The sequence below is a fragment of the Carnobacterium sp. genome (genome assembly GCF_040274425.1).
The window spans coordinates 1-14,757 of sequence record NZ_JBEMBC010000067.1 but is presented as its reverse complement, the minus strand read 5'-3'; the positions used below and the strand labels follow the sequence as shown (position 1 = coordinate 14,757).

15 protein-coding genes are annotated in these 14,757 nt (G+C 36.0%); 2 read left to right on the top strand and 13 right to left on the bottom strand.

The annotated features are described in order from the left end of the window. The 11 genes from atpA to ABS911_RS11490 form a co-directional block, all read right to left on the bottom strand. Positions 1–1,102, bottom strand: a 1,102-nt coding sequence (gene atpA / locus ABS911_RS11540; protein WP_350467705.1) for a F0F1 ATP synthase subunit alpha, incomplete at its 3' end; no start/stop codon positions are given. Positions 1,103–1,126: 24 nt separating this feature from the next. Beyond that, a complete protein-coding gene (atpH, locus tag ABS911_RS11535; protein ID WP_350467704.1) occupies positions 1,127–1,669 on the bottom strand; it encodes an ATP synthase F1 subunit delta in 543 nt (180 codons plus the stop codon). Next, complete coding sequence (gene atpF, locus ABS911_RS11530) at positions 1,656–2,171, bottom strand: F0F1 ATP synthase subunit B (protein ID WP_350467703.1); 516 nt, start codon at positions 2,169–2,171, stop codon at positions 1,656–1,658. Before atpF ends, atpH begins: the two co-directional genes overlap by 14 nt. Positions 2,172–2,279: 108 nt before the next feature. Beyond that, the gene (gene atpE / locus ABS911_RS11525; RefSeq protein WP_013711301.1) at positions 2,280–2,492 is read right to left on the bottom strand and encodes a F0F1 ATP synthase subunit C; all 213 of its coding nucleotides are present in this window, start codon (positions 2,490–2,492) and stop codon (positions 2,280–2,282) included. 78 nt (positions 2,493–2,570) lie between these two features. Next, positions 2,571–3,314 (bottom strand): F0F1 ATP synthase subunit A, encoded by a 744-nt coding sequence (atpB, locus tag ABS911_RS11520; RefSeq protein ID WP_034537183.1) that lies wholly within the window; start codon positions 3,312–3,314, stop codon positions 2,571–2,573. A 752-nt stretch (positions 3,315–4,066) separates the two neighbouring features. Next, entirely contained in the window at positions 4,067–4,696 is a 630-nt protein-coding gene (upp, locus tag ABS911_RS11515) for a uracil phosphoribosyltransferase (RefSeq protein ID WP_350467702.1), read from the bottom strand. A 132-nt stretch (positions 4,697–4,828) separates the two neighbouring features. Then, the gene (gene glyA, locus ABS911_RS11510) at positions 4,829–6,070 is read right to left on the bottom strand and encodes a serine hydroxymethyltransferase (protein ID WP_350467701.1); all 1,242 of its coding nucleotides are present in this window, start codon (positions 6,068–6,070) and stop codon (positions 4,829–4,831) included. Positions 6,071–6,135: 65 nt separating this feature from the next. After that, entirely contained in the window at positions 6,136–7,155 is a 1,020-nt protein-coding gene (locus ABS911_RS11505; RefSeq protein WP_502880540.1) for an L-threonylcarbamoyladenylate synthase, read from the bottom strand. 60 nt (positions 7,156–7,215) lie between these two features. Further along, positions 7,216–8,064 carry a peptide chain release factor N(5)-glutamine methyltransferase gene (gene prmC, locus ABS911_RS11500; protein WP_350467699.1) on the bottom strand — a complete coding sequence of 283 codons (849 nt, stop codon included), beginning with the start codon at positions 8,062–8,064 and terminating at the stop codon, positions 7,216–7,218. Beyond that, complete coding sequence (gene prfA / locus ABS911_RS11495) at positions 8,054–9,130, bottom strand: peptide chain release factor 1 (RefSeq protein WP_350467698.1); 1,077 nt, start codon at positions 9,128–9,130, stop codon at positions 8,054–8,056. Before prfA ends, prmC begins: the two co-directional genes overlap by 11 nt. Before the next feature lie 75 nt (positions 9,131–9,205). Continuing rightward, complete coding sequence (locus tag ABS911_RS11490; RefSeq protein WP_350467697.1) at positions 9,206–9,787, bottom strand: thymidine kinase; 582 nt, start codon at positions 9,785–9,787, stop codon at positions 9,206–9,208. Positions 9,788–10,027: 240 nt separating this feature from the next. Between ABS911_RS11490 and ABS911_RS11485 the strand changes: the two genes are divergently transcribed. Together ABS911_RS11485 and ABS911_RS11480 are read left to right on the top strand one after the other, a co-directional pair. Further along, positions 10,028–11,377, top strand: coding sequence for a MurT ligase domain-containing protein (locus ABS911_RS11485; RefSeq protein ID WP_350467696.1), 1,350 nt, complete (start codon positions 10,028–10,030; stop codon positions 11,375–11,377). 1 nt (position 11,378) lies between these two features. After that, a complete protein-coding gene (locus tag ABS911_RS11480; protein ID WP_350467695.1) occupies positions 11,379–12,056 on the top strand; it encodes a type 1 glutamine amidotransferase in 678 nt (225 codons plus the stop codon). 515 nt (positions 12,057–12,571) lie between these two features. On the opposite strand, the gene manA is transcribed toward ABS911_RS11480, so the two are convergent. Together manA and ABS911_RS11470 are read right to left on the bottom strand one after the other, a co-directional pair. Next, positions 12,572–13,516, bottom strand: coding sequence for a mannose-6-phosphate isomerase, class I (gene manA, locus ABS911_RS11475; protein ID WP_350467694.1), 945 nt, complete (start codon positions 13,514–13,516; stop codon positions 12,572–12,574). A gap of 23 nt (positions 13,517–13,539) precedes the next feature. Further along, a complete protein-coding gene (locus ABS911_RS11470) occupies positions 13,540–14,562 on the bottom strand; it encodes a serine hydrolase domain-containing protein (protein ID WP_350467693.1) in 1,023 nt (340 codons plus the stop codon). Positions 14,563–14,757: the final 195 nt, after the last annotated feature.

Here is a 14,757-nt window from a genome sequence, read left to right as displayed (position 1 = left end):
CCCCAACACGGGAAACAGATAATCCAGCTGCAATTGCAGGTCGGATACCAGAGTAGAACAAATCGCTTTCTAAGAAGATTTGTCCATCTGTAATAGAAATAACGTTTGTAGGGATATATGCAGAAATATCTCCTGCTTGAGTTTCAACAAATGGGATAGCAGTCATTGAACCGCCACCTAATTTATCACTTAATTTAGCTGCACGTTCTAATAAACGAGAATGCAGATAAAATACGTCCCCTGGATAAGCTTCACGGCCTGGCGGACGACGCAACAAGAGCGACAGTTCACGGTAAGCTGCTGCTTGTTTAGTTAAGTCATCAAAGATGATCAAAACGTGTTTTCCGTTGTACATAAATTCTTCTCCCAGAGCTGATCCAGCATAAGGAGCAATGTATAGCAACGGAGCAGGTTGAGATGCACTTGCGGTCATTACGATCGTATAGTCCATAGCGCCATGTCTTTTTAATGTTTCCACTTGATTACGAACAGTTGATTCTTTTTGACCAATTGCTACATAAATACAAATCGTATCTTGGCCTTTTTGATTTAAAATCGTGTCGATTGCTAAGCTGGTTTTCCCTGTTTTACGGTCACCAATAACTAATTCACGTTGTCCACGACCAATTGGTACCAATGCATCGATTGCTTTGATCCCTGTTTGTAAAGGTTCATTAACCGAATGACGATCCATAACCCCTGGAGCTTCTGCTTCAATTGGTCGAGTTTTAGTCGTAATAATCTCTCCCAAACCATCAATAGGTTGTCCAAGAGGATTTACTACACGTCCAATCATTGCTTCTCCAACTGGAACTTGCATAATTCGACCAGTACGTTTAACGATATCGCCTTCACGTATACCAGTAAATTCTCCTAGGATAATGATCCCAACATCATTTACTTCTAAATTTTGTGCCATACCAAAAGTACCATCGGCAAATTCCAACAGTTCTCCTGACATTGCATTTTCTAATCCATAAGCACGAGCGATTCCGTCACCTACGTAACTAACTGTCCCTACTTCATCTATTACTAATTCACTTTGATAACTTGCAATTTGCTTTTTGATCAGTGAACTAATTTCTTCTGCTTTTACGCCCATAAACGATTCACCTCATAACTTCTTTTATCGAATCAATTGTTTTTCTAATGCTTCTAAGTTAGAACGGATACTGCCATCATAAACTTGACTTTCAGCTTCTATAATTACTCCGCCTAAAACATGTTCATCAACGATCGTATGCAATAATACTTTTTTCGCATCTAATTTCTGTTTCATAACGCCTATTAAACGTTCCTTTTGACTATCGGTCAATTGAACTGCTGTAGTCACTTTAGCAACTACCGTCCTATTTTTGTAATCATAAATTTTTTCAAACTCATTTACGATATCCCTAATATCACTAATCAAGTTATAGTCATAAAGCATATGCAAAAAACTTTGAGTATTTATATCAAAATGCTTAATCAAGTCTGCTAGAAGATGGTCACGTTTGTATTTTTCCAATCGAGGATCTACTAAAATGCTTCCTAAATTAGGAACTTCTTCTAAAACTTGGCGAACATCCATCATGTTATCAAATGCAACGTCAACGGTTCCTTTTTCTTTAGAATCTTGATAAAAAACATCTGCAAGTTGGCGATTGTTCATATTTCTATTTAATTTCATTATTATTCGCCAACCTTTCAATATACTCTTCGATTAGTTCAGCATGCCCTTCATTAGATAATTCTTTGCCAATCAATTTTTCTGCAATATCCATAGACAGACGACTAATATCATTTTGTGCACCTGCTAAAGCTTGTTTTCTTTCTAATTCAATAGCTTTTTTAGCTTCTTCTTTTAATCGTGCTATTTCTATTTTAGCGGATGCTATTTGTTCTCGTTCAACTTTATCAGCAGTGTCTCTTGCTTGTTCAATAATTGCACTCGCTTTGTTCCTTGTCTCTTCTAATGCTTTTTGTTGTTCTGTAAGCAATCGATCCGCTTCTAATTTTTTTGCTTCTGCGCTATCGATATTTCCTGCAATCAATTGTTCTCGTTTCTCCATCATTGCCATCAGAGGTTTCCAAGCAACCATCTTTAATGCTAGCATTAATAGTAAAAATGAGACCAAAGTGACAATAGAATCTCCAGCTGTTATTTGTCCTACAAACAATGGACTGACCATTCTCCACACTCCTTCACCTATACTTCAATGTTGCTTTAAAAGAACAGGTAGAGAGAATATTTTTTCTCTACCTGTCAGTTTCTAATACTTCGGTTTTCTTGCTAATTTTTATTGGAAAACTAAGATAAAGGCAATAACAACTGCCATGATAGGGATGGCTTCTACTAAACCGATCCCAATATACATCAATGTTTGTAATTGACCTTTCATTTCTGGTTGACGAGCGATTGATTCAATTGTTTTTGATACTACTCTACTTGAACCAAGTGCTGCTCCGATTGCTGCTCCTGCTACTGCGATTGCTGCTCCTATTAAACCCATAATTTATTTTCCTCCTATTAAATATAATGCTGTATTTTTTTATTATTCCATTTAGATACCTATACTAATTTAACGAACTTATGATGCTTCTTTAATGTGATCTGTGCTTTCTTCATGTTCAACTTTATGAGAAAGATATACCATCGTCAGTGTTGTAAAAACAAAAGCTTGGATACTTCCGATAAATATGGAGAAGGCTTGCCATGCCATTTCTAAAGGAATACCAATTACCCAAGTAAAGACTCCTTTACTTTGAGCTAAAGAGGCAATCAATCCTAGTAAGATTTCCCCGGCATAAATATTCCCATAAAGACGAAGAGCTAAAGTTAACGTGTTTGTAAACTCTTCAAAAATCTTGATTGGAAATAAGAATGGAACTGGTCTAACAAAGCTATTCATAAAGTAATTCTTGACCCCTTGTTCTTGTACACCAAAATAATGTGTCATAACAATAACCATTGCTGCTAACGTCAACGTAATAACTGGATCAGCAGTTGGACTTTTCCACATTTGATAATGGTCAACAGTAAGAATTAACGGCAATCCCATCATATTTGACACAAATACAAAGGTTAAAATTGTAAAACCTAATAACTTAAACCTCTCACCTTGTTGTTTAGACATTGCACTTGTCGCAATGTTTCCAACAAAATCAACTACCCACTCTATAAAGTTCTGCTTACCTGTTGGCTTAATTTGTAAATTTCTCGTACAAATAAACGCAATCAAGAATACAATCACGCACGCTGATACTGTTACAATCATATTGGTGACATTAAAATCTAACCCCAAAAATGTAACAATCGGATTTTCGTGATCCACAACGTTCACCTCTTTCCATAATTAAAATCTATAATTGCAAACAGGAAAAAAAATATATTTTGTGAAACTATCATCTATGTTAATTTCACACGCCTATTTTAGCATAGTTCTGCTTTCTTTCCTATCTAAATGGATTAGGCAAAATTCCACTTTTATTCATTCAGCAATGTAAAAAATACTGACTAAGTTCTAAAACATTTCTTCTTTTTTCACTGGCATTCGTTATCATACCACCATTCGATTTAAAATACAAAATAAAATGAAAAACAATTTTATTTTTCAACAAATCATTATTAAAACGGGTTTTCTATCGTTTTCCTCAAAAGAAATGATAACACAGTTTCGCTGTCTGCTTTAAATTTTTATCAATGAAATCTAATTTTACATTTATTAGTTCTTTCTCTAATGACAATTTTCCCGACTTTTATAGTGTCTTAAATTCTTTATTGGTTTTATATAACTTTTACTTTTTTGTTAAATCTTCTATTTTACCTTGTTTTTCCTATTTTAATTGCACTATCTTTACTTATTTTTAACAGAGTGCAAAATACAACCTACTCATTTTTGTCATTTTGAAATTTGTTACTGCCTTTACTATTTATATATCTCCTACAGCAAATAAGATTTATCTTATTTTTATCATCTAATTCTTAGCGAACAGAAAAATTAAAACTATCGTCTATACAAAAAGAGCCGCAAACCAAGAAATTTATCCTTTGGTTTACAGCTCTTTATTTAATCAATCTTAATAATTACATTGTACCGAATAATCTATCACCAGCATCACCTAGACCTGGTATAATGTATCCATTTTCGTCTAAGCGTTCATCTAATGCTGCTGTATAAATTTCTACATCAGGGTGTGCTTGTTCTAAAGCTTCCACACCTTCTGGAGCTGCAACTAGACAGACAAATTTGATGGTTGAAGCACCACGTTTTTTCAATGAATCAATAGCAGCAATAGCTGATCCGCCTGTAGCAAGCATTGGGTCAACCACTAGCAATTGACGTTCATTGATATCCGATGGCAATTTCACAAAATACTCTACCGGTTCTAAAGTTTCATGATCACGGTACATTCCTACGTGTCCAACTTTTGCTGCAGGAATTAAATCTAACATTCCATCGACCATACCTAATCCAGCTCTTAGAATTGGGATAATCGCAACCTTTTTACCAGCTAATTCTTTTTGAATAGATTTTACTAAAGGCGTTTCAATTTCCACATCTTGTAAAGGCATATCTCTTGAGACCTCAAATGCCATTAAACGTGCAATTTCGTTAACTGCTTCTCTAAAATCTTTCGTACCAGTATTCTTATCGCGAAGAATGGTTAATTTATGTTGGATTAATGGATGATCCATAACTTGAACTTTCGACATTTTATTCAGCCCTCATTTACTATTATTTTTCAAACATTTCTATTGTAAAGGATATTAGCCGATTGTGCTACCTTTTTAGTGTTTTTATTTTTTATTCTACATTTTTAGCTATTTTTAAGAACAATTGCTGGCTTATGCTTTAGCTTCATACAATGGATGTTTAGCAGTCAATTCATGTACTTGCGTTTGAATAGCCGCCATTTTTTCAACATCTCCATTACTTGTCAGGGTTTCAATAATGAATTCGGCTACCTTTTTAGAGTCTGCTTCATTAAATCCTCTGGTTGTAATAGCTGGTGTCCCAATTCGAATACCACTTGTTTTGAAAGGGCTCAATGTTTCAAAAGGAATTGTGTTTTTATTGACAGTAATGCCGACCTTGTCTAAAAGAACCTCTGCTTCTTTCCCGGTTAATCCGAAGTTGGTCACATCAAACAACAAAAGATGATTATCTGTCCCGCCACTAATCAAATGACCAATCGACGCATTAAAAACACCTTCCATAGCTTTTGCATTTTTAATGATTTGAGCAGCATATTCCTTAAATTCTGGAGTGGATGCTTCCTTTAAAGCCACTGCCTTAGCCGCTATAACATGTTCTAAAGGACCACCTTGAATGCCTGGGAAAATAGCGCTATTTATTGCTTTGCCATACTTTTCTTTAGCTAGGATCATTCCACCGCGTGGTCCTCTTAATGTTTTATGTGTAGTTGTTGTGACAACATCTGCATAAGGAACTGGGTTTTGATGCAAACCTCCTGCAATCAATCCTGCTATATGTGCCATATCAACCATTAAGTAAGCTCCGACTTCATCCGCAATTGCTCTAAATCGTGCAAAATCTATTTTTCTAGAATATGCGCTAGCTCCTGCAATAATCAATTTAGGTTTATGTTGCTTGGCCAAATTTTGAACAACTTCATAATCCAGCTCTTCTGTCTCTTTATCTACACCATAAGAGATAAAATGGTACGTTTTGCCACTAAAGTTTACAGGAGAACCGTGTGTCAGATGACCACCATGTGTTAAATCCATACCTAATACAATGTCTCCGGGAGATATCAAAGCATTAAAAGCAGCCATATTAGCGCTAGAACCTGAATGTGGTTGAACATTTACATATTCTGCTCCAAAGAGTTTTTTTGCACGTTCAATAGCCAAATTTTCAATAACATCAATATATTCACAACCTCCATAATATCTTTTACCCGGATAGCCTTCTGCGTACTTATTTGTTAAAATACTTCCTTGTGCAGCAAGTACTGCTTCAGATACAAAGTTTTCTGAAGCGATTAATTCAATATTTTGCTCTTGTCGTTTGCTTTCTTGTTCAATTGCATCAAAGATCTCTTTGTCAAAAATTTTATTGTTCATATAGGCCACACCCTTCAATAGTTGTAATAAACGCTTTTTGATCAGTTAAATCTACTAGTTTATGGTTATTCAAAAAAATGGTTACCCGCTGCCTTTTGAAGTCGATTCATATAGGCTTCGCCTAACCCATTTTGCTCATGAGCTTCGGCTAAAATAAGTGTAGCATCTGTTGTTTCGAAGTATCTTAATCCTGAGTACAATCGTCTTGAAGCATCATGGATATTTTTATTTTCTCCTAATGAATAAGCAGCTGTAACGGTGTTTTGAAATAGATTTAGAAGATCTTGATTGGCTAAAAGACCAATCTTTTCACCTTTTTTTTGATAAGTTTTAATCGCTTTTTGCCAGATTTCACTTTCTCCAGCAACAATAATAACAGGTTCATTAGGGCTATAGTGCTTGTATTTCATACCTGGCGCTTTAGGAACTTCGTCACTCGAAATCAAGTGACGATCAACAAAAACGGTTCCTATAACTTCTTCCAATGCTTCTTTAGTCGTTGCTCCTGGTCTCAATATGGTGGGTGACATTGGATCAGTAATATCTAAAACTGTTGATTCCAATCCTAACCCTGTGTCTCCATCATCTAACACGCCAGCTATTTTCCCTTTCAGATCGTGGTAAACATGATCTGCGGTTGTCGGACTTGGTTTGCCAGATGTATTGGCACTTGGTCCAACTAAAGGTTTACCTGATTCACGAATCAGCTGCAAAGTTACCTCATTATCGGGCATCCGCATAGCCACACTCCTTAGACCAGCCGTAACCGTTGGTGCAAAAACATGATCTTTCACTTTAAAAATCAGTGTCAATGGACCTGGCCAAAAGGTTTGCATCAGTTTCTTAGCCACTTCAGGCACCTCCTGTACATACTGCTCAACTTCTTCAATCGTCGAGACATGCACAATCAATGGGTTGTCGCTTGGCCTCCCCTTTGCTGCATAAACCTTTTTTACTGCTGCTTCGTTTGTTGCATCAGCTCCTAATCCATAAACGGTTTCTGTGGGAAAAGAAATCAGTTCACCTTGCTGGATTTTTTGAGCTGCTTTAAGCACCTCAGATGGTCGATATATAATAGTCTCCACAGCTTTTCCTCCGTTCATTTCAAAAAAACTTATCACATTTATTTAAATGACATTGAATCCTTATTTTGTTTTAACTTGGATCAAGCGGTCATTTCCACTCATATCTTTTTCAATGGTTACTTCAGCCGTTGGAAAAGCCTCTTGAAAAAGCTCTTGAACTTTTTTCCCTTGCTTAAATCCAATCTCTAAAAATACTTCACCACCTGGATTTAAAATAGCCGGAAGTTCTTTTGCTAATCTTTGGTACATAGCTAAACCATTGTTTTCAGCAAATAATGCTAAATGCGGTTCATAGTGCAAAACACTCTCATCCATATAACTAATTTCGTCGTTAGATATATATGGAGGATTGGAAAGAATAACATCAAAAGTTTCAGTCTTTACAGGATCAGTTAAATCACCTTCCAAAAAGCGAACTTCTGCATCTAGTGCCGTTGCATTTTCTTGAGCTACCTTCAGGGCTTTAGAAGAGATATCTGTTGCGGTCACTTCGTAAAGTGGTCGTTCTTTTTTTATGGTGATCCCAATGATCCCTGTTCCTGTTCCAATATCCAAAACGGTTCTCTTCTGATCTGTAGAAGAGCTTTTCAAAAAAACATCTACAATTTCTTCTGTTTCCGGTCGTGGAATCAATGTGTCTTTTGTTATTTTAAACTTGTGATCATAGAACCAGCAGTAACCTAATAATTGTTGAATAGGGATACCAGATCCATGATTAGATACATCTTGTAAGAGTTGGTGCTTCACATCAGATGGCATTTCTTCATTTAAATGCATCATGATATCCGTTTTTGACCAGTTCAGTCGTTCTCTTAGCAAAATCTCTGCAGCAATGGGTTCTCTTTTACATGTTTCTAAAAAAGAAGAAGCCCATTTCAGGACTTCTCTATAGGTTGTCTTACTCTTCATGTTGCAATTGCTCCATTTTGGCTGTTTGATCATTCAAAATCAAAGCATCAATAATTTCATCTAATTTACCAGATAAAATTTGATCTAATTTTTGAATCGTCAAACCAATACGGTGATCCGTTACGCGGCTTTGTGGGAAATTATACGTACGGATTCGTTCTGAACGATCTCCTGTTCCAATAGCTGATTTCCGTTCAGCATCGTATTCACTTTGAGCCGCTTGTTGTATATGATCGTATACTCTGGCACGCAATACTTTCATCGCTTTCTCGCGGTTTTTGATTTGTGAACGTTCATCTTGCATCGCTACAGCAATTCCTGTAGGTAAATGAGTTAAACGTACGGCAGAAGCTGTTTTATTAACATGCTGTCCACCGGCCCCACTTGCGTGATAGATATCTGTTCGAATATCTTTATCCGGCAGATCCAGTTCTACTTCTTCAGCTTCCGGCATAACCACTACAGTTGCAGTAGAAGTATGGATACGTCCTTGTGATTCGGTTGCTGGAACACGTTGAACACGGTGAGCTCCATTTTCATATTTCAATTTAGAATAAACATTGTCTCCAGTGATCATTAAGGTGATTTCTTTGTAACCACCGATACCCGTAATGTTAGCATCCAGAACTTCTGTTTTCCAACCTTGTGCGTCAGCGTATTTTTGATACATATTAAACAAAGTCCCAGCAAATAATTGAGCTTCATCTCCGCCGGCTGCTCCTCGAATTTCCATGATAATATTGCGATCATCATTTTCGTCTTTAGGCAGCATCAAAACTTTCATGGCTTCTTCGATTTCTGTTTTTTCTTTCTTTAAATCATTTAATTCTTCTTTTGCCATTTCAGCCATTTCAGCATCTAATTTTTCACCAAGCATTTCTTCTGTATCCGAAATATCTTGACTGACCTCTTTGTAGCGACGGTATGTAGCTACCGTTTCACGAATAGCGGCTTCTTCTTTAGTCAGTTTCATTAATCGTTTTGTATCACTGACTACCTCTGGGTCACTTAGCAATTCATTTAGTTCTTCATAACGTCCTTCAACGCTTTCTAATCTATCAAACATAAGTTATTCTCCTTTTCTTCTAAGCCTATTGCATCGTTGTGTCTTTAGTTGTCTTTCTTCACAACACTAAGAACGCTACAAGTCGTCCTTCAATAGCGGATTGAAATAATGTTTGCGACAAACTGGGAAATAACTTTCATTGCCCCCTATTTGGATTTGTGCTCCTGCATAAACAGGTTTTCCATCGATCATACGCATATTCATCGTTGCTTTTTTATGGCAATACCAACAAATGGTTTTCATTTCTTCAATTTTGTCCGCGTATAACAGTAAGTACTCTGAACCTTCAAATAGTTCATTTTTAAAGTCATTTTTCAATCCAAATGCCATAACTGGGATATTTAATTCATCCACAATATGAGCCAATTGAAGGACATGCTCTTTTTTCAAAAATTGCGATTCGTCAATCAATACACAGGCCGGCACATAATCCAAAGCTTTTATCGTTTCAAAAACATTTGTTTCTTCAAATATTGCTATTCCTTCACGTCTTAAACCAATTCGACTGGATACTACACCAATCTCATCACGATCATCCAAACCGCTTGTCATAATTGCGACAGGTTTGTTTTGTTCTTCATAATTATATGCTACTTTTAAAATTTCAATCGTCTTTCCACTATTCATTGCTCCATATTTAAAAAAAAGTTGGGCCATCTTGTTTTTTCCTCATTTCTCTCGTAGGAATCCATTATGAATTATACGTTAAAACGATGTAAAAGTGAAGCCTCTCTCCCGATTTATATATAGAAGAATCTTACACCAATTGTGAGAAAAGAGATTAAGTTTGTCTTTAAAATGAACAAGTTAGGCAATTTTTAACAATTTCACAAGAAATATGTGCTAAAATATCAAAGTAGCAAAAAAAAGTATTTTTAGTAATTGGAGGAAACTCAATTGAGTATACGTAGTGCATTTGCCATTGCAGTAGGAAGAACAACTAAATGGGGACTTCATACGTTCTTAAAAGGCGGAAGTAGTTATCCCGGTCAACTAACACAGAAATTAGATCCTACCGTATTAGGTACTTTATCAAGAAATTACGATGTGGTTATCGTTACCGGAACAAATGGTAAAACATTAACAACCGCATTGACTTACCAAGTTTTAAAACAAAAATATCCTGAAATTATTACAAACCCTACTGGAGCAAATATGTTGCAAGGAATTATTTCAACTTTTCTTGAACATCACTCTTACACAAATAACACCGAGAAAAAAGCTGCTGTTCTTGAAGTAGATGAAGCCAGTTTGATCCATGTAACAAAATATATCAAACCAAAAGCAATTGTGTTTACGAATGTTTTTCGTGATCAAATGGATCGCTATGGTGAAATTTATACGACTTATCAAATGATGTTGAATGGTGCAGCGTTAGCCCCAAATGCTTTAATTGTCAGCAATGGAGATGCTCCAATTTTCAATTCAAAAGAAACCGTCAATAAACGTGTGTACTTTGGTTTTGACCACCTTCCAGATGGTGAATTAAAAGCTCACTACAATACCGATGGTGTATTATGTCCACACTGCAACAATATTTTACATTACAAATTTTTAACATACAGCAATCTCGGGAAATATTATTGTCCTAATTGCGATTTCAAACGTCCAGAATTAACGTATCGTTTAACGGACTTGACTCATATGGATCATGAGTCTTCTAAATTTGAAATCGACGGAGAAGACTTTGAAATTAAGATTGGTGGACAATACAATATCTATAATGCCTTAGCTGCTTATAGTGTTGGTCGGATATTGGATGTTTCTACTGATCAAATTCGCGCTGGATTTGCCGCATCAAAACGGGTTTTTGGTCGTCAAGAGGTCATTCAAATCGATGACAAAGAAATTACTATTAACTTAGTTAAAAATCCTGTTGGTTTAAACCAAGTCTTGGATATGATCAACTTAACTCCAGAACCGTTCTCTCTAGTGTCTATCTTAAATGCAAACTATGCGGATGGAACAGATGTCAGCTGGATCTGGGATGCAAATTATGAGATCGTTCCGAATATGAACATTAAACAAGTCACTGTTGGCGGCGAACGAGTGGAAGATATCACTGCTCGTTTAGAAGTAGCGGGAATTCCTGAAGAAGAACTTCAAGTTATACCAACTATTCCCGAAATTATTAAGAGCTTTAAAAATGCGCCAACAAAAAAAATCTACGTCCTAGCTACTTATACTGCTGTCTTGCAATTGCGTAAAGAGTTAGCAAACCAAGGCTATATTGAGGGAGGTATGTAAGATGATTGAATTAAACGTTTGTCATCTTTATGGTGATTTATTAAATACTTATGGAGATAACGGCAACTTATTGATGTTAAAACACCGTGCTAAAAAAAGAGGCGTTCAATTTAATATCGAAATCGTTAGTTTAAATGATCCATTTGATGCTGATAAATACGATTTAGTGTTCTTCGGTGGCGGACAAGATTTCGAACAACGGATCGTTTCAAAAGATATCCAAGCAAAAAAAGAGGCTATTACTGAATACATCGAAAATGATGGTGTTACAGTCGGCATTTGTGGTGGTTTCCAGTTATTAGGCCATTATTATGTAGATGCTGCCGGAAATAGAATCAACGGTATTGGTGCTTTGAACCACTATACCTTGAATCAAGATGACAATCGCTTTATTGGCGATATTGTTATCAAAAATGATGAGTTTGGCGAAACCTATAAAGGTTTTGAAAACCATAATGGCCGTACTTTTCTTGGTGAAGGTGTTAAACCTTTGGGTGTTGTTGAAATGGGTTATGGCAATAATGGCGAAGATAAAACAGAAGGTGCTCATTATAAACAAACCTACTGTTCATACTTCCATGGTCCCTTATTAGTTAGAAATACAACATTAACCGATCGTATTCTGAAAGAAGCAGTAAAAAAACGATTCCCTAAAGAAGCAGAAAAATTATTTACCTAATATAAAAGAGCTCTATATTATTTGGTGTGAAAAATTTACTCACCAAATAATATAGAGTCTTTTTTTGTAAGAAAATTAACGATTAAAAGAGATTTACTCGACACTCTGACCTAATTCTCCTCAAGAAATAGTAACTAGATGGCCTCTTCTCGACATTCTTATCCGATTCTCCTCAAGAAATAGTAACTAGATCGTCTCTACTCGACATTCTTATCCGAATCTCCTCAAGAAATAGTAACTAGATCGTCTCTACTCGACATTCTTATCCGAATCTCCTCAAGCAAAGAGCTTTAAAAATGACTTAGTCATTTTTAAAGCTCTTTTTATTTCTATTAAACTATTTTAGACAAACTGCATCCAAAATATGTGAAGTAAATAAATTTCTTCTGGAATGAACATGTTCGCTTGTATCTAACTATGTTATGGTAACACCGATAGCCATAGTCTTTCCAGTTGTCGAGCATTACCGCCGTTTTTCAAACCCTTATAGTTAAACTGATTGCCTCGCTTAAATCCTATGAATTTGATGCGATAATTTCTAAGTTGCCTTCAATTGTCCATTCTTTAATGTCATTTGGCAAGATTAGGTGAGTTCCTTTTGTTAGTTCATACTCTCCTGCTTCAACAATCAATTTACCGTTTCCATCTAATACGCTAATAAGAGTGTACGGAGCAGTTGCAATAAAGTTCGCTTTACCATTCACTTCCCATTTATAAACATCAAAAAATGAAGTCTTTACAAATGTTGTGATTGTTGCTTCTTTTTGTTCTTCAATATTCATTTCAGGAGTCGGATCAACGTGCGGAACAGTCGTCACATCAACTGATTGTTGAACGTGTAGTTCTCTTGTGTTTCCTTGATCATCCTTACGATCATAATCATACACTCGATAAGTTGTATCGCTGGATTGTTGCGTCTCAAGAATGGTGATACCTCCACCAATCGCATGAATCGTTCCACTCGGTACAAAGAAAAAGTCTCCGTTCTTAACTTTGATACGACGCAATAAAGCATCCCATTTTCCATCAAGAATCATTTGTTCTAATTCTTCTTTTGTCTGAGCATGGTGTCCGTAAATAATTTCTGCACCTTCGTCTGCATCAATAACGTACCAACATTCTGTTTTGCCTAATTCGCCTTCATGCTCCATACCGTATTGATCATCTGGATGAACTTGAACCGATAAATCATCTGCTGCATCTAATATCTTGGTCAATAAAGGAAAAACATCTCCTTTTTCGTTTCCAAATACTTCACGATGTTGATCCCATACTTCTGCTAGAGTCATTCCTTGATAAGGTCCATTTTCCACTATGCTTGGCCCATTTGGATGTGCGCTGATAGCCCATGCTTCTCCAGTTTTGTCACTTGGCAAATCATAGCCAAATACGTCATGCAATTTTTTCCCGCCCCAAATTTTTTCTTGCAATACAGGCGCTAATATCAATGGTTCATTCATCACTTTACTCCTCCTAAAATACATTACTTATTCATGGCTTCCTTTTCTGCTAAGTAACAGTTTATCAAAAGGTCTCGTTGGCTAAGATATTCTGACTTGTTATCATTAGTTGGATGAACACGATTAGACAGAAAAACAAATGCCTCTTTTTCTTTGATGTCCAATAAAATAAAGGTTCCTGTAAATCCAGTATGAAACAAATAGTTTTTATTGCCGTTTTTCTTAATATCCCATCCTAAAGACCGGTTTAACTTACCAGTGGGTGTCCAATCTGTTAATAATGATAGCACAGTTGTTTCATTAAGAATACGTTTTCCACGAAATTCTCCTTTATTCAGCATCATGTGACTAAAGGTCAAACAATCTGTTAGTGTCGAAAATAATCCAGCACTTCCACAGTGATTTCCTAATATATACGCTTTAGGATCGTGGACCTTTCCTCTTATCAGCCCTCTCTTTTGATCTACTTCAGTTGGAACACATTTTTGTAGATCAATAGGATGATAAGAAGTCTCCTTCAAATCCAACGGCCTGCTAACTCGCTCAGCAAATATATTAGCCAAAGTGTCTTGCTCAATCTCTTCAATGATAAACCCTAATAGGATGAATCCTGTATCTGTGTAGCGTACTTCTTTTCCAAAGCCTTTACCCACTGGCAAATGAAGAATGGCTTGCTTCAATTCATTTGCAGATAAAGAATCACGGTTCGGTATATAGCCTTCTAGTCCAGATGTATGAGTCAATAAATGCCTAATCGTTACCTCTTGTGCTGAAAAAGTTGTCAAATATCGTCTGACTTTATCATCAATAGCTAATTTCCCTTCTTGCCACAGTTGCAAGATCATCGTTGTCGTTAAAAATACTTTTGTTAAAGAGGCAATATCGTAAATAGAATTTTCTCTAAGGGGTTCTTTTTTCGGAACAGTGGCAGATAAGCCTTCATAATATTCCAGTTGTTTACCATTTTTGATAAAACCAAAACTTGCTCCCGGAAGCAATTCATCTTCAATTAATTGTTGAATAAACGCGTTTGTTTTTGGATACATTTTATTATCCTTTCTGAATCTTTTTTCAATTCAACTTCCTCTTCATATTCCATCATTATAATGGAACCTATCATTTTCTTCTATAGTGATTTTTAAGGGTCTATAATTTTTAGTGTTGGTAGATTTCTAAAATTGATTATACAAAATTTTTGGAGGAATAGGGGTTGCTTGTAGCCGTGTAAAGGATTCAATGCG

Bases quoted from the DNA above. Each gene is read 5' to 3' on its own strand.
- ABS911_RS11490 (WP_350467697.1), bottom strand. From the start codon at position 9,787: ATGGCCCAACTTTTTTTTAAATATGGAGCAATGAATAGTGGAAAGACG.
- atpE (WP_013711301.1), bottom strand. From the start codon at position 2,492: ATGGGTTTAATAGGAGCAGCAATCGCAGTAGCAGGAGCAGCAATCGGA.
- prfA (WP_350467698.1), bottom strand. From the start codon at position 9,130: ATGTTTGATAGATTAGAAAGCGTTGAAGGACGTTATGAAGAACTAAAT.
- atpF (WP_350467703.1), bottom strand. From the start codon at position 2,171: ATGGTCAGTCCATTGTTTGTAGGACAAATAACAGCTGGAGATTCTATT.
- ABS911_RS11480 (WP_350467695.1), top strand. From the start codon at position 11,379: ATGATTGAATTAAACGTTTGTCATCTTTATGGTGATTTATTAAATACT.
- upp (WP_350467702.1), bottom strand. From the start codon at position 4,696: ATGTCGAAAGTTCAAGTTATGGATCATCCATTAATCCAACATAAATTA.
- manA (WP_350467694.1), bottom strand. From the start codon at position 13,516: ATGAATGAACCATTGATATTAGCGCCTGTATTGCAAGAAAAAATTTGG.
- ABS911_RS11470 (WP_350467693.1), bottom strand. From the start codon at position 14,562: ATGTATCCAAAAACAAACGCGTTTATTCAACAATTAATTGAAGATGAA.
- prmC (WP_350467699.1), bottom strand. From the start codon at position 8,064: ATGAAGAGTAAGACAACCTATAGAGAAGTCCTGAAATGGGCTTCTTCT.
- glyA (WP_350467701.1), bottom strand. From the start codon at position 6,070: ATGAACAATAAAATTTTTGACAAAGAGATCTTTGATGCAATTGAACAA.
- atpH (WP_350467704.1), bottom strand. From the start codon at position 1,669: ATGAAATTAAATAGAAATATGAACAATCGCCAACTTGCAGATGTTTTT.